The organism is Xanthobacter aminoxidans (assembly GCF_043193615.1).
Classification (GTDB): Bacteria; Pseudomonadota; Alphaproteobacteria; order Rhizobiales; family Xanthobacteraceae; genus Xanthobacter; species Xanthobacter aminoxidans.
In genome coordinates this window covers 111999-126468 of the sequence record NZ_JBAFUS010000001.1, presented here as the reverse complement: position 1 = coordinate 126468, position 14470 = coordinate 111999, and the positions used below count along the sequence as shown (strand labels likewise).

12 protein-coding genes are annotated in these 14470 nt (G+C 68.6%); 7 read left to right on the top strand and 5 right to left on the bottom strand.

Annotation, left to right across the window (positions count from 1 at the left end):
- Positions 1-7 precede the first annotated feature (7 nt).
- The 7 genes from secG to V5F74_RS00575 all read left to right on the top strand — a co-directional run bounded on the left by secG (position 8) and on the right by V5F74_RS00575 (position 7506).
- On the top strand, positions 8-457 hold the full coding sequence (gene secG, locus V5F74_RS00605; RefSeq protein ID WP_394005662.1) for a preprotein translocase subunit SecG: 450 nt from the start codon (positions 8-10) through the stop codon (positions 455-457).
- Between the two features lie 127 nt (positions 458-584).
- Positions 585-2213, top strand: coding sequence for a CTP synthase (locus V5F74_RS00600; protein WP_029558398.1), 1629 nt, complete (start codon positions 585-587; stop codon positions 2211-2213).
- Between the two features lie 224 nt (positions 2214-2437).
- Positions 2438-3310 (top strand): VOC family protein, encoded by an 873-nt coding sequence (locus tag V5F74_RS00595; RefSeq protein ID WP_250165966.1) that lies wholly within the window; start codon positions 2438-2440, stop codon positions 3308-3310.
- Positions 3311-3443: 133 nt separating this feature from the next.
- Positions 3444-3761, top strand: coding sequence for a DMT family transporter (locus V5F74_RS00590; RefSeq protein WP_029558400.1), 318 nt, complete (start codon positions 3444-3446; stop codon positions 3759-3761).
- Between the two features lie 213 nt (positions 3762-3974).
- Positions 3975-4841, top strand: a complete 867-nt coding sequence (gene kdsA, locus V5F74_RS00585; RefSeq protein WP_029558401.1) for a 3-deoxy-8-phosphooctulonate synthase — start codon at positions 3975-3977, stop codon at positions 4839-4841.
- 174 nt (positions 4842-5015) lie between these two features.
- Positions 5016-6386, top strand: a complete 1371-nt coding sequence (locus V5F74_RS00580; protein WP_394005658.1) for a glutamate--cysteine ligase — start codon at positions 5016-5018, stop codon at positions 6384-6386.
- A 193-nt stretch (positions 6387-6579) separates the two neighbouring features.
- Entirely contained in the window at positions 6580-7506 is a 927-nt protein-coding gene (locus tag V5F74_RS00575; protein WP_394005656.1) for a DMT family transporter, read from the top strand.
- A gap of 6 nt (positions 7507-7512) precedes the next feature.
- On the opposite strand, the gene V5F74_RS00570 is transcribed toward V5F74_RS00575, so the two are convergent.
- The 5 genes from V5F74_RS00570 to V5F74_RS00550 form a co-directional block, all read right to left on the bottom strand.
- Entirely contained in the window at positions 7513-8712 is a 1200-nt protein-coding gene (locus tag V5F74_RS00570; protein WP_029558404.1) for an amidohydrolase family protein, read from the bottom strand.
- A 103-nt stretch (positions 8713-8815) separates the two neighbouring features.
- Positions 8816-9589, bottom strand: coding sequence for a ferredoxin--NADP reductase (locus tag V5F74_RS00565; RefSeq protein ID WP_029558405.1), 774 nt, complete (start codon positions 9587-9589; stop codon positions 8816-8818).
- Between the two features lie 18 nt (positions 9590-9607).
- Positions 9608-9940 (bottom strand): ferredoxin FdxA, encoded by a 333-nt coding sequence (gene fdxA / locus V5F74_RS00560; protein WP_029558406.1) that lies wholly within the window; start codon positions 9938-9940, stop codon positions 9608-9610.
- 264 nt (positions 9941-10204) lie between these two features.
- Entirely contained in the window at positions 10205-13753 is a 3549-nt protein-coding gene (locus V5F74_RS00555) for a molybdopterin cofactor-binding domain-containing protein (RefSeq protein WP_394005653.1), read from the bottom strand.
- On the bottom strand, positions 13750-14235 hold the full coding sequence (locus tag V5F74_RS00550; protein WP_394005652.1) for a (2Fe-2S)-binding protein: 486 nt from the start codon (positions 14233-14235) through the stop codon (positions 13750-13752). Before V5F74_RS00550 ends, V5F74_RS00555 begins: the two co-directional genes overlap by 4 nt.
- Positions 14236-14470 lie beyond the last annotated feature (235 nt).

Here is a 14470-nt window from a genome sequence, read left to right as displayed (position 1 = left end):
GGATTCCATGCAGACGGTTCTCATCGTAATTCACCTGATGGTGGTGCTCGCGCTCATTGGCGTGGTGCTCATCCAGCGCTCGGAAGGCGGCGGTCTCGGCATCGGCGGGGGCGGCGGCGGTTCGGGCGGCGGCTTCTTCACGGCGCGCGGCACGGCCAACGTGCTCACCCGCGCCACCGCGATTCTCGCGCTGATCTTCTTCATCACTTCGCTGTCGCTGACCATCGTGGCCGGCTGGGGTCGCGCCCCGCGCTCCATCCTGCCGCCGGCGCAGCAGAACCAGGGCGGGCCGCAGGTGCCGCAGAGCGGCGGGTCGATTCTCGACCAGCTGCGCCAGCAGGCCCCGCAGGGCGGCGCTCCGCAGGGTACCTCTGCCCCGGCGCCTGCCACTCCGGCTCCTGCCACCCCGGCCGAGCCCGCGGCGCCGTCCGGTCCCCAGGTTCCGCAGTCCAAGTGATCCTGTTCTGGTGATCCATTGACGCGACGCGGCTTCGGCCGCGCCGTTTCTTCTCCACAGGCGAGGCGAGGCCGATCCCGGTTTCGCCCTCGCCGAATCGCGTTTGCATTAGGTAAGGTCGAGGCCCATGGCGCGCTACATCTTCATCACCGGCGGCGTCGTGTCTTCCCTGGGCAAGGGCCTCGCCTCCGCAGCACTCGGCGCTCTTCTCCAGGCGCGCGGATACACCGTCCGCCTGCGCAAGCTCGACCCCTATCTGAACGTCGATCCGGGCACCATGAGCCCGTATCAGCATGGCGAGGTGTTCGTGACCGATGACGGGGCCGAAACGGACCTCGATCTCGGTCACTACGAGCGGTTCACCGGTCATCCGGCGACCAAGCAGGACAACATCACCACCGGCCGCATCTACCAGGACATCCTGGCCAAGGAGCGCCGTGGCGACTATCTCGGCGCCACCATCCAGGTGATTCCCCACGTCACCAACGCGATCAAGGACTTCGTGCTGGAAGGCAACGAGGGCTTCGATTTCGTGCTGATCGAGGTGGGCGGCACGGTGGGCGACATCGAGGGCCTGCCCTTCTTCGAGGCCACCCGCCAGCTCAAGAACGAGCTGCCCCGCGGCCACGCCATCTTCATTCACCTCACCCTGATGCCGTACATCCCCTCGGCCGGTGAGCTGAAGACCAAGCCGACCCAGCATTCGGTGAAGGAGCTGCGCTCCATCGGCATCCAGCCGGACATCCTGCTCTGCCGCACCGACCGCGAGATCCCGCGCGAGGAGCGCCGCAAGCTCTCGCTTTTCTGCAATGTGCGGGAGACGGCGGTGATCGAGGCGCGGGACGTGGACAACATCTACGCCGTGCCCTCCGCCTATCACGCGGAAGGCCTCGACAAGGAAGTGCTCGCCGCCTTCAACATCGAGCCGGCCCCGGCGCCCAACCTCAAGCGCTGGACCGACATCGAGACCCGCGTGCGCAACCCCGAGGGCGAGGTCACAATCGCCATCGTCGGCAAGTACACGGGCCTGAAGGACGCCTACAAGTCGCTGATCGAGGCCCTCGCCCACGGCGGCATCGCCAACAAGGTGAAGGTCAATCTCGACTGGATCGAGAGCGAGACCTTCGAGCGCGAGGACCCCGCGCCCTTCCTGGAGCATGTCCACGGCATCCTCGTGCCCGGCGGCTTCGGCCAGCGCGGTGCCGAGGGCAAGATTCGCGCGGCCCAGTTCGCCCGCGAGCGGCAGGTGCCCTATTTCGGCATCTGCTTCGGCATGCAGATGGCGGTCATCGAGGCGGCGCGGAACCTCGCGGGCATCGAGAAGGCCAATTCCACCGAGTTCGGTGCCACCTCCGAGCCGGTGGTGGGCCTGCTCACCGAATGGCTGCGCGGCAACGAGCTGGAGCGGCGCAACGCCGCCGGCGACCTCGGCGGCACCATGCGCCTTGGTGCCTACCATGCGGTGCTGGAGCCGGACACGAAGGTGGAAGGCGTCTACGGCCGGCGCGACATCTCCGAGCGCCACCGCCACCGCTACGAGGTGAATACCGCCTATCGCGAGCGGCTGGAGCAGCACGGGCTGAAGTTCTCCGGCATGTCGCCGGACGGGCTGCTGCCGGAGATCGTGGAATATCCGAGCCATCCCTGGTTCATCGGCGTGCAGTTCCACCCGGAGCTGAAGTCGCGGCCGTTCGACCCGCACCCGCTGTTCGCCTCCTTCATCCGTGCCGCCAAAGATCAGAGCCGGCTCGTCTGAGCCGTTTCTTTGCAATGGCTTAGGGCGCCGTCCCGGGATTTCTTCCTCCGGGCGGTAGCCACGTCGCGTCAAAACGCACTAAGCTCCGGCCGGGCCGCCGGGGGGATGCGCCCGCCAACCAGGCGACGCGCGGCCCCTTGCCGTAGCGTTCCTTCCCATGATTCTGCCGTTGCGGAATGCGCGCCCGATGGGGGCGCAGCATCGGCCCGATGAGAGGAGAAGCCATGCGACGCGGCCTCGACCACGTTGTGCACCTCGTCCGCGATCTCGACGCAGCTGGCGAAATCTACGACCTCCTGGGCTTCACCGTGGGTGCCCGCAATCGCCACCCGTGGGGCACGGAAAACCGCATCATCCAGACGCCGGGCTTCTTCATCGAGCTGCTGCAGATCGTCGAGCCCGACAAGATTCCCGCCGCGCAGGGCGAGGCCTTCTCCTTCGGCGCCTTCAATCAGGATTTCCTCGCCCGCATGGGCGAAGGCCTCTCCATGCTGGTGCTGGAGGGCTCGGACGCGACCCACGAGAAAGCCGCCTTCGATGCGGACGGCTTCGGCGGGTTCGACATCTTCGATTTCGCCCGCAAGGCGCGCCGGCCGGACGGGCAGGAAGTGGACGTGGGCTTCCGCCTCGCTTTCGCCCGCGACCCGGCCAGCCCGGACTTCGGCGCCTTCGCCTGCACCCAGCTCAATCCCGAGAATTTCTGGTCGCCGGACCTTCAGCGCCATTCCAATCAGGTGACGGGCGTCGCCGGCGTGGTGCTGGTGGCCGATGCGCCGGCCGAGCATCAGGCGTTTCTCGAAACCTTCTCCGGCTGTCAGGTTCAGCGCGCGCTCGATGCCTGGTACGTGGCGCAGACGCCGCGCGGCTCCATCGACGTCATGTCCCGCGAACTGTTCACCGAGCGCTATGGCGTGCCGGCGCCGGGTGGCCCGGGCCTGCGCCTGGCCGCCGTGCGCTTCTCCACCCCCGGTGCGCCGGAGCTGCGCCGTTCGCTGGCCGCGCGTCGCATGGTGGAAGAGACCATCGAGGGCATCGTCGTCGTGCCGCCGCGCGCTGCGCTGGGCGCCACGCTGGTGTTCGAGTTGACACCGGGCTGAACCGCACCGGTTTTACTCTCAGGAAAAATCCATTACATCGGATCGGGCGGAGGTCTCCGCCCCCGGGCACGGACGACCGTGCTCCCTTCTTGTCGCGCGGCGGGGACGGCCCCGCCTCTCGTGGTGTCTGCCCATGGCATGGGTCTATCTGTTCATCGCCGGCCTCACCGAAATCGCGTGGGCCATCGGAATGAAGCAATCGGAAGGGTTTACCCGGCTCTGGCCGAGCCTGTTCACGCTCGGCGCCATCGGGGTGAGCCTGCTGCTCCTGTCCCTCGCGCTCCGGGGCATCCCCATCGGGACGGCCTATGCGGTGTGGGCGGGAATCGGCACGGTGGGCACGGCGGTCGCCGGCATCCTGTTCTTCTCCGAATCGACCGATCTGCTGCGTCTTGCCTCCATCGGCCTCATCGCCGCCGGCATTGTCGGGCTCAAGCTGGTCACGCCCTGAACGGCCTTCCCGATCGGCTTTTGCGTGGTCCGGCCTGCTCGCGGCGCCGGACCACGCGCATTCGCGATTTAGCGAAATGGGGAAAATGCTCTATCAAGGGCGCGCTCCGGCAGCCTCGCCCCGTGCAGCGGCCGGAAAGCTGAATTTATTCTGAGGCTTAAGGACGCTTCCGACCTTCTGGTGGCGATCCCCGGAGCCGTTGAGGGATCGCCCATGACCGTCGCCCCGCCGCCCGTCGCCCCGCAGAGCATCGTCGAGGCCGGCTCCGTGCGCTTCGGCAATGCCCTGCCGCTGACGCTCATCGCCGGCCCCTGCCAGATGGAAAGCCGCGCCCACGCGCTGGAGGTCGCCGCCGCCCTCAAGGAGATCGCGACGCGCCGCAACATCGGCCTCGTCTTCAAGACCTCCTTCGACAAGGCGAACCGCACGTCCCTCTCGGCCGCGCGCGGTCTCGGGCTTCAGGCGGCGCTGCCGGTATTCGGCGAGATCAAGGAGAGCCTCGGCCTGCCGGTGCTCACCGACGTGCACGAGATCGACCAGTGCGCCGCCGCCGCCGAGGTGGTGGACGTGCTGCAGATTCCTGCCTTCCTCTGCCGCCAGACCGACCTTCTCGTCGCCGCCGCCCGCACGGGCCGGGTGGTGAACGTGAAGAAGGGCCAGTTCCTCGCACCGTGGGACATGGCGAACGTGGTCAACAAGCTCACCGGCGCCGGCAATGGCCGCGTGCTGGTGACGGAGCGGGGCGTCTCCTTCGGCTACAACACCCTCGTTTCCGACATGCGCGGCCTGCCGATCCTGGCCAAGACCACCGGCGCGCCTGTCGTGTTCGATGCCACCCATTCGGTGCAGCAGCCGGGCGGGCAGGGGACATCCTCGGGCGGGCAGCGCGAGTTCGTGCCCGTTCTGGCCCGCGCGGCGGTGGCCGTCGGCGTGGCGGCGGTGTTCATCGAGACCCATCCGGACCCGGACAAGGCGCCCTCCGATGGGCCGAACATGGTGCCCCTGGCGAAGCTGGAGGCGTTGATTACCACTCTTCAGGCGTTCGACGCGGTTGCGAAAGCAAATCCCGTCACCATCTGAGCGGAACCTTGGCCTTCCTTCCGTGCGGTGCGGCGCGCGGAACAGGGCCGGCCCTGCCTTTCTGCCTGCCTGAAGTTCCGCCTTTCCCCGCCACCTTCCGTGCCGACCCCATGCGCTTGCCTTGACCGAGGTGCCGTGTATGGTCTCGCGCCCCTCCGCTTGAAGAGCTTCCTGATGGCCCGCGACACGCTCGACGCGACCCCGATTTCCGACCGCGGCGAACTCGTCGCCTGGATGGAAGAGGGCGCGAAACCCGAGCGGTCCTTCCGGATCGGCACCGAGCACGAGAAGATCCCGTTCACCATGGGCCGTCACGAGCCCGTGCCCTATGAGGGGCCGAAGGGCATCCGCAAGCTTCTGGAGGGCATGCGCTCCCTGCTCGGCTGGGAGCCGATCATGGAAGGCGAGACCATCATCGGCCTCGCGGATGTCACCGGCGGCGGGGCCATCTCGCTGGAGCCCGGCGGCCAGTTCGAGCTGTCCGGTGCGCCGCTGCGCACCATTCACGAGACCTGCTCGGAGCTGAACGCCCACCTCGCCCAGGTGCGCGAAGTGGCGACGCCCCTCGGCATCGGCTTCCTCGCCATCGGCATGAGCCCCAAGTGGTCGCGCTCCGAGACGCCGGTGATGCCCAAGGGCCGCTACAAGATCATGTCCAACTACATGCCGAAGGTGGGCACCCTCGGCCTCGACATGATGTTCCGCACCTGCACCGTGCAGGTGAACCTCGACTTCTCCTCCGAAGCCGACATGGTGAAGAAGATGCGGGTGGGCCTGGCGCTCCAGCCGGTGGCCACCGCCCTCTTCGCCAACTCGCCCTTCACCGAGGGCAAGCCCAACGGCTTCCTCTCCTTCCGCTCCGAGATCTGGCGCGACACGGACAATGCCCGCTCCGGCATGCTGCCCTTCGCCTTCGAGGAGGGGTTCGGCTTCGAGCGCTATGTGGACTACGCGCTCGACGTGCCCATGTATTTCGTGAAGCGCGGCGACCATTACATCGATGTGGCCGGCTCCTCCTTCCGCGACCTGCTCGCCGGCCGCAATCCGCTGCTGCCGGGTGAGACGGCGACGCTCTCCGACTGGATCAACCACCTCTCCACCATCTTCCCCGAAGTGCGCCTGAAGCGCTTCCTGGAGATGCGCGGCGCGGACGCCGGCCCCTCCATCAATCTCTGCGCTCTGCCGGCCTTCTGGGTGGGCCTGCTCTACGACCAGCAGAGCCTCGATGCCGCCTGGGATCTGGTGAAGGACTGGACCGCCGAGGAGCGCCAGACCCTGCGGGACGACGTGCCCCGTCTGGCCCTCAAGGCCGAGATCCGCGGACGCGCATTGCGCGACGTGGCGAAAGAGGTGCTCAAGCTCTCGCAGGCCGGCCTGAAGCGGCGCGGCTTCCACGATCGGCTGGGGCGCGACGAGACACGCTTCCTGGAGCCGCTGGAGCAGACGCTGCTCTCCGGACGCGTGCCGGCCGAGGAGCTGCTGGAGCTGTACCACGGCCCGTGGAACGACTCCGTGGAGCCGGCTTTCGACGCGCTCGCCTACTGAGGCACGTCGCGCCGTCGATGCGCAAGGCTGCCATGCGTTCCGGGCATGGCTGATGCTGGGGGCTTCACTTGGCCCACCGGGGCTTGCAGGGCCTCGATCGGCAAGGCCCGGCTCACGCTTTCCCCCTCGCCCACCGCGCGTTGCCGGGGGCAGGGCGACCGCATAGGGTGCATCACCCTCCGGATTCCCCTCCATGCATGCCCCACCGCCCCGCACCGACGGACCGCTCGGCCCGCGCGAGCTTCTGCTTTACGCGGTCTGCGTGCTCATCTTCGGCACGGGCTGGCTGCCGCTGAAGCTGCAACTCGGTGTGGTCGCACCGGAGGTCTCCGGCGTTTGGCGCTTCCTGGTCGCGGGTTCGGTGATGCTGGTCTACGTGCTCGTCACCGGCGGGCGGCTCGCCTTCGGCTGGCGCGACCATCTGCTGTTCGCGGGGCTCGGCGCGACGCTGTTCTCGCTGAATTTCGTCAGCTTCTATTATGCCGGCTATCATCTGCCCTCGGGGCTGATGTCCGTCATCTTCGCCCTCTCCGCCATCATTATTCCCGTGCTCTCCGCGCTGTTCCTGCGGGTGCCGCTGCGCCGCCAGATCATCGGCGGGGCGCTGGCCGGCGTTGTGGGGCTGGCGCTGGTGTTCGGCCCGAGCCTCGCCGACGGACGGGGCATCGACGGGGCTGGGGAAGGGCTGGCGCTGGGGCTCGCCGGAACGCTCTCCTTCTCGGTGGGCAGCCTGCTGACGGGCATCGCCGGGCGGCGGCAATATCCCATCGCCTCGCTGACCACCTGGGGCTTCTTCTACGGCATGATCATCCTGCTGGTGATCGCCCTCATCCACGGCGTGCCGTTCATCTTCGACTGGAGCCCCGTCTATGTGGGCTCCCTTGCTTGCCTCATCCTCGTGCAGACGCTGGCGGGATTCGCCGTCTACAACACGCTGGTGCGGCGCATCGGGCCCAACCGTGCCGGCTATGGCACGGTGGTGTTCCCGCTGGTGGCGCTCGCCATCTCCACCGTGTTCGAGGACTACCACTGGACGCTGGCGTCCGCCGGCGGCATCGCGCTGGTGCTCGTCGGCGTCCTGCTGGTGCTGCGGCCGAACCCGGCGCCGCCCGTGGTGTGAGGCGCCTCAGCCTCTCACGACAATGGGCATGCGCGTGGCGGGCGGCGTGTTGCGCGAGCGCTGGGTGCGCACGATGCCGTCGATGATGGTCATGCAAACGCCCGGCAGGTCGCCGAGGCGCACGCTGTCGAGCAGCGTGGTGCCGGGGGAATGCTGCGCCTTGTCCATCAGCACGAAATCCGCCGCGCGTCCCACTTCGATCAGGCCGGAATCGAGCGCCCGCATCCGCGCCGTGTTGCCGGTGGCGAGGCAGAAGGCCTCTTCCGCCGGCAGTTCGCCGAGGGAGGAGAGCATGGACACCATGCGCAGGATGCCGAGCGGCTGCACGCCGGAGCCGGCCGGCCCGTCGGTGCCGAGGATGACGCGCTGGAGCTCGCCCAGCTCGCGGGCGAGGCGCAGCGTGTAGAGGGCCGATCGCTCGTTGCCGTTATGGACGATCTCCAGGCCGCGCTTGCAGCCCTCGCAGATGCAGCGGATCTGGTTGTCCGGCAGCGCGGTGTGGCCGCCGTTGATATGGCCCACCACGTCGGTGTCGGCTTCCAGCACCACGTCCTTGTCGATGAGGCCGGAGCCGGGGATGGAGGGGCCGCCGGTATGGATGGTGGACTGGATGCCGTACTTGCGCGCCCATCCCACCATCTTGCGGGCGGTGGGGCCATCCTTCACGCCGCCGAGGCCAACCTCGCCCAGAAGCTTCACGCCGGCGGCGGCCAGCTCCTTGAAATCGTCCTCCACCATCTCGTTCTCGATGACCGGGGCGCCGGCATGCACCTTCACGCCGGAGGGGCGAAAGGCGGAGAAGGCGCGCTGGGCGGTGATGGCGAGGGCCTTCACCCCCACCACGTCGCGGGCGCGGCCGGGATAATGCACCTCGCCGGCGGAGATCATGGTGGTGACGCCGCCGTGGAGGGAGGAATCGATCCAGTTGATCTGGCTCTGGCGGGGCGTCCAGTCGCCGGCCACGGGGTGGACGTGGCTGTCGATGAGGCCGGGGGTGAGGGTGGTGCCGTTGGCGTCGATGAGGGTGGTCGCGCCCTCGGTGTCCACGTCCTTCTCGCGGCCGATGGCGGTGATGCGCCCGTCCTCGGCCACCACCGTGTCGGCGTCCAGAATGGGCTTCGACAGGTCGCCGCTGAGGAGGAGGCCGATGTTGCGGATCACCAGCTTGGTCGGGCCGGCGGGACCGGTTGGCGCGTCGTGGGCCATGCTCTCGTCTCCGGAGGCGGCGCGGCGACGCGCGCCTTTCTGTTTGTAGGCATATGAGATTACGCTTGCTCTACGCCCCTGAAAACCGGGCGCGGGGCGGATTTCACCGCTCGGCGAAAGCCTTTTCGATCACGAAATGACCGGGCTCGCTGCCGGAGCCCTCGGTGAAGCCGCGGGATTCCAGCAGCGTCTTGAGGTCCACCATCATGGCCGGTGAGCCGCAGATCATCACCCGGTCGGCAGCGGCGTCGAGGGGCGGCAGGCCCACATCCGCGCAGAGCTTGCCGCTCTCCAGCAGGGTGGAGATTCGGCCCGTATTGCGGAAGGGCTCGCGGGTCACTGTGGGGTAATAGAGCAGCTTGGCGGCGATCTCCTCGCCGAGGAATTCGTGGGCCGGCAGTTCCTTGGTGATCAGATCCTCGTAGGCGAGGTCGGCCACATGCCGGCAGCCGTGCACCAGCACCACCTTCTCGAAGCGCTCGTAGGTCTCGGGATCGCGGATCACCGAGAGGAAGGGAGCAAGGCCGGTGCCCGTGCCGAGCAGATAGAGGTTCTTGCCGGGAAGCAAATTGTCCATCACCAGCGTGCCGGTGGCCTTGCGGCCCACCGTGATGGCGTCGCCCACCTGGATGTGCTGGAGGCGGGAGGTGAGGGGGCCGTTGGGCACCTTGATGGAGAAGAATTCCAGCGTCTCCGCCCAGGCCGGGCTCACCACCGAATAGGCGCGCAGCAGGGGACGGCCGTCCACCTTCAGGCCGATCATGGTGAATTCCCCGGTGCGGAAGCGGAAGCCGGGATCGCGGGTGGTGGTGAAGCTGAACAGGCGGTCGGTCCAGTGATGGACGCTGAGCACCTGCTCCTCGAAGAAATTGCTCATGGGGATCTCGGGGCGGTTCTAGAGGCTGGCAGGATCGGCGGAGAGGAGGGCGCGCTTGTCCGGCGTGTCCTTCCAGGCATCGGCATCGGCCGGTGGCGGACCCTTCTCGGTGATGTTGGGCCACACTGCCGCGTATTGGGCATTGAGGGCGGCCCATTCGGCGGCGCGGGGGTCGCTGTCCGGGAAGATGGCCGCCGCCGGGCATTCCGGCTCGCAGACGCCGCAGTCGATGCACTCGTCCGGGTGGATCACCAGCATGTTCGCGCCGGCATAGAAGCAATCCACCGGGCACACCGCGACGCAATCCATGTAGGTGCAGCGGATGCAGCCCTCGGTGACGACATAGGCCATGGGAGCGCCCTCGGCATATTGTTTGTGTACAAATGAAAATAGAGTCGGGCTACGAACGCTGTCAACGGCTTGTCATGGGCAGGATGCGGCTCTTTTGGGCAGCGGGGCGGGATATTTTGGGCAGGGGAGGGGCATCCGGCTTGTCCGGGGGATCCACCGTGGGACGGGTCGGTCCTTCAGGGCAGGCACCGTGCGTGTGGCGAAGTGGATGCCCCGGATGAACCGGGGCATGACGGCAGTGAAAAAAGGCCGGGTGCCTTCGTTTTAGTGCGTCGGCGCCGCCCTCAGCCGCGCCACCGTTCCCTCCAGACCTTCCCACGCGGGCGCATCCGGCGCGAACTTGGCGCGCATGTAGCGGACGAGGTCGGCCACCTGCGCATCATTGAGGCTGTCGCGGAAGGCGGGCATGTCGCCCAGCTCCGGGGCGGCGGGCTTGGGGATGCCTTCGAGGATGACGCGGATGAGATTGTCCGGCCGCGCCGCATGGACATTGGTATTCAGCGCCAGCGCCGGCCGCGCGCCGAACAGGGTCGGCCCCTCCGGCGCATGGCAGGCGGCGCAGGCGCCGGCGAAGAGGCGGCCGCCCACCGTGTCCATGGGGCGGAGAGAGGCTTCGGCCTTGGCTTCCAACGTCGCCGCCGCCGCGACCGGATCGGCGATGGCGGGGCCCGAAAGCGAGGCGAGATAGACCGCCATGGCGCGCACGTCGGCATCCGGCACTTCGGACAGCGCATGCACCACCGGCGCCATGGGGCCGGCGGCGGTGCCGTGGAAGCGGGAGAAGCCGGTGCGCAGATAGGTGAATAGCTCGTCCTCGGTCCACGGAATGGGCGCCTTGGACAGCTCCGTCAGTGCCGGCGCCTCCCAGCCATCGGCGAAGCCGCCGGCAAGGTAGGCCGCGCCGCCCTTTTCTGCCGCCAGCGCATTGCGCGGCGTATGGCACGCGCCGCAATGGCCGAGGCCTTCCACGAGGTAGCGCCCCCGGTTCCACTGCGGAGACTGCGCCGGCTCCGCCTGAAGCTGGCCGGGGCGGTGGAACAGCATGTTCCAGCCGGCCATCAGCGGGCGGATGTTGAAGGGGAAGGTCATCCGGTTTTCGGGCGGTGCCGCCGTTACCGCCGGCTGGGACATGAGGAAGGCGTAAAGCGCCTGCATGTCGGCATCGCTGATACGGCTGAAGGCGGTGTAGGGGAAGGCGGGGTAGAGGTGCCGCCCATCCCGCCCAATGCCCTCGCGCATTGCACGCTCGAACGCGGCATAGGACCATGCGCCGATGCCCGTCTCCGCATCCGGCGTGAGATTGGTGGAATAGACCGTGCCGAACGGCGTGTGCAGCGGCCGTCCGCCGGCATTGGCGATGCCGCCGTCAGCGGTGTGGCAGACCGCGCAATCCCCCAGCGCCGCCAGCACCTTGCCACGCGCGATCATGTCCGCCGAGAAGGCCGAAGGATCGGTCGGGGCAATGGGCGCGATGGCGCCCCGGATGGGGAGCGCCAGCGTCGCCATGCCGAACGCCCCGGCGAGCGCGGCGCCCGCCATGGCGAGCCAGGGCCGGCGCGTCTTCTCCTTCACCGGGCGGGGCGGCGCCTCGCCGGCCAAGGCCGCGCGCACGCGGTCGGGCGTGAAGGGCGGTTCGCGCAGGCGCACGCCGGTGGCGTCGAAGATGGCATTGGCGATGGCCGCCGCGCTGGGCACCGAGGCGGATTCGCCCGAGCCCAAAGGCGGATCGTCCGGCCGGGGCATCAGCACCACGTTGATGACCGGCACTTCCGGGAAGGTGAGGATGGGGTAGGCACCCCACTCCCGGCTCGTCACCGCCTGCTCGTCGAACGTCACCTGCTCCTTCAGCGCGCGGGAGGTGGACTGGATGACGTTGCCGTGGATCTGGTGCTCGATGCCGGCCGGGTTGATCATCAGCCCGGAATCCTGGCCCACCGTGACGCGCTTCACCGCCACGTCGCCGGTCGCTTTGTTCACCTCCACGTCCGCCACCCAGGCGGACCATGCGGCGCCGTAACCGGGGAATTTGGAGTGGACATAGAGGGCATAGGCGAAGCCCTGCCCGCGCACGATGTCGCCCTCCACCACCTCCTGCCGGGGACCAGTGCGCTTCTGCCAGCCGGCGCGCTCGGCGGTGGCCTTCACGAGGTCCACCGCGCGCGGATCGTGGAGATGGCGCAGGCGATAATCCACCGGATCGACACCGGCGGCGGCGGCCAGCTCGTCCACATAGCTCTCGTGGGCAAAGCTGTTGGGCAGGGCCGAGACGCCGCGCAGCCACGAGGCACGCACGATGGGCGCCACATCGTCCACCGCCACGCGCATCACGTCATAGGCATAGGGCGGGATCGCCGTGCGGTCGCCCATCTCGTAGACGGGATTGTCCGCCGGTACCCGCCCCGTGAGCAGCAGCGCCAGCGTGACGGCGGCGTTGGAGGGGTAGCGGGTGAGGAAGTCGTAGAAGGCGGGCGTGCCGTCGGCGTTGATGCCGCCCTTCACTTCCATGAGCTGGCCGGCGCCCTTGGGCTCCCAGGCGTGCTCCTGCTCGCGTGTGAGCTGCACCCGCACAGGCCGGCCCACGGCGCGGGAGAGCAAAGCGGCGTCGGCCGCCACATCGTCCGCGCAGTTGCGGCCATAGCAGCCGGCCGCCTCGAAGCGGACGATCTCGATGTCTTCTTCCGGCAGGCCGAGCAGGAGGGAAATATCCGTGCGCAGCCAATAGGGATTCTGCGTGCCCGCCCAGATGGTCGCGCTGTCCTCGCGCACGTCGGCGACGGCGCAGGAGGGGCCGATGGAGGCATGCATCTGGTAGGGCCAGACATAGGTCGCCTCCAGCACCTGCGCGGCGTCCGCGCGGGCGGTGTCGAGGCTGCCCTGCTCGTGGAGGAGGCGCGTCTTGGCCTTCTCGGCCCCGCGCAGGGCTTCCTCGGTGCGGGAGAGGTCGGGGAGGGCAGGGGTGTCGCGCCATTCGGCCTTCAGCACGCGGGCGGCCTCGGCGGCCTGTTCCTCGCGTTCGGCGACGACGCCGATGAAGTCGCCCATGGTGACGACCGCCACCACGCCCGGAATATGGGCGACGGAGTGCTCGTCCACCCGGATCAGGCTCTTGCCCACGAATGGGCCGGCATCGATGCCGGCATAGGGCGGGCGCACCACGCGGCCGTGCAGCATCCCCGGCACGCGCACGTCGTGGACATAGGTGAAGGTGCCCGTGGCCTTGGCGGGGATGTCCACCCGCGGCACGCGGCGGCCGACGATGCGGTGCTCGCTCGCCGGCTTCACCGCTGTTTCCTGGTGGAGCATCAGCCGGTCGGCGCGGCCCTTGAGGAGGTCGGCATAGGAGCGGCCGGTGTTGCGCCCATCCCTGGGGCGGACGATGCCCTCTTCCACCTCTAGCTCGTCCGCCGGAATGCCCAGAGCCTCGGCGGCGAGCGCCACCAGGTGGGCGCGGGCCTGCGCGGCCGCATGGCGCAGCGGGCGCGCGGAGACCTGGATGGAATCGGAGGCGATGGTGCCGCCCTGGTTGGGCGCGACGCCGGTGTGGCCAAGCACCATGGTGACGCGATCGAGCGCCACATCCAGCTCTTCGGCGACGATCTGGGCCAGCGCCGTGCGGATGCCGGTGCCGAGGTCCACATGACCGTTGAAGGCGGTAACGGCGCCGGTGTCGTCCACCAGCAGGAACAGGTCGAGCGCGCCTTCCTTCGGCACGGCGCTGGGCACGAGGCCGTGCACCACCTGCGCCGGGCGCAGGATGGCGAGATTGCCGGTGGCGGCGAGAAGTGCCGCGGGATCGGGACGCGGCTCGCTCACGGCTGCGCCTCCGCTTCACCCGTGCCGGCGGCGGCCCGCAGCACGGCGCGCAGGATCTCCACATGCGTCCCGCAGCGGCACAGATTGTAGCGCAACGCCGCGCGGGCCTCGGCCTCGGTGGGGGAGGGGTTGCGGGCGAGGAAGGCGACGGTGGTCATGATCATGCCGTTGAGACAATAGCCGCACTGGGCCGCCTGCTCGGCGATGAAGGCGGCCTGCACCGGGTGCAGCGTGCCCTGTGTCACGAGCCCCTCCAGCGTCGTCACCGCGCGCCCCTCGGCGGTGCCCAGCGTGGTGACGCAGGAGCGCGTCGCCCGCCCGTCCATCAGCACCGTGCAGGCGCCGCACTCCCCGAGCCCGCAGCCGAACTTGGGGCCGTTCAGCCCGAGGTCGTTGCGCAGCACGTAGATCAGCGGCGTCTCGCGCGGCAGCGCGAAGGCGTGGGTTTCGCCGTTGACCTGGAGTAGGATGGGGGCGGACATCTCGAAGGGACCGCTCAGCCTTTGCCGCAAGAAACCGGGACCGGGACCGGCCCGCCACAGAGTGGATTGTTTCTATACTAATGATCGAGCGTCAAGCGCGGGGGACGCTCAAAACGCAGGCTCCCGGCGGCTGTCCGAAGCGCGAAGACGGCGGGAAAATGCTGCAAGTGCAAAAGAATGGAAGCAATGCTGCCTCTTCGTGCGGCCTGCCCGTTCCTTGTGCTTGACACTCGGG

What these genes read in the sequence shown, in the direction of transcription:
- V5F74_RS00550 (WP_394005652.1), bottom strand. Translation starts at nt 14,235, where the DNA reads ATGTCCGCCCCCATCCTACTCCAGGTCAACGGCGAAACCCACGCCTTC.
- V5F74_RS00575 (WP_394005656.1), top strand. Translation starts at nt 6,580, where the DNA reads ATGCATGCCCCACCGCCCCGCACCGACGGACCGCTCGGCCCGCGCGAG.
- V5F74_RS00600 (WP_029558398.1), top strand. Translation starts at nt 585, where the DNA reads ATGGCGCGCTACATCTTCATCACCGGCGGCGTCGTGTCTTCCCTGGGC.
- kdsA (WP_029558401.1), top strand. Translation starts at nt 3,975, where the DNA reads ATGACCGTCGCCCCGCCGCCCGTCGCCCCGCAGAGCATCGTCGAGGCC.
- V5F74_RS00570 (WP_029558404.1), bottom strand. Translation starts at nt 8,712, where the DNA reads ATGGCCCACGACGCGCCAACCGGTCCCGCCGGCCCGACCAAGCTGGTG.
- V5F74_RS00590 (WP_029558400.1), top strand. Translation starts at nt 3,444, where the DNA reads ATGGCATGGGTCTATCTGTTCATCGCCGGCCTCACCGAAATCGCGTGG.
- fdxA (WP_029558406.1), bottom strand. Translation starts at nt 9,940, where the DNA reads ATGGCCTATGTCGTCACCGAGGGCTGCATCCGCTGCACCTACATGGAT.
- V5F74_RS00565 (WP_029558405.1), bottom strand. Translation starts at nt 9,589, where the DNA reads ATGAGCAATTTCTTCGAGGAGCAGGTGCTCAGCGTCCATCACTGGACC.
- V5F74_RS00580 (WP_394005658.1), top strand. Translation starts at nt 5,016, where the DNA reads ATGGCCCGCGACACGCTCGACGCGACCCCGATTTCCGACCGCGGCGAA.
- V5F74_RS00595 (WP_250165966.1), top strand. Translation starts at nt 2,438, where the DNA reads ATGCGACGCGGCCTCGACCACGTTGTGCACCTCGTCCGCGATCTCGAC.
- secG (WP_394005662.1), top strand. Translation starts at nt 8, where the DNA reads ATGCAGACGGTTCTCATCGTAATTCACCTGATGGTGGTGCTCGCGCTC.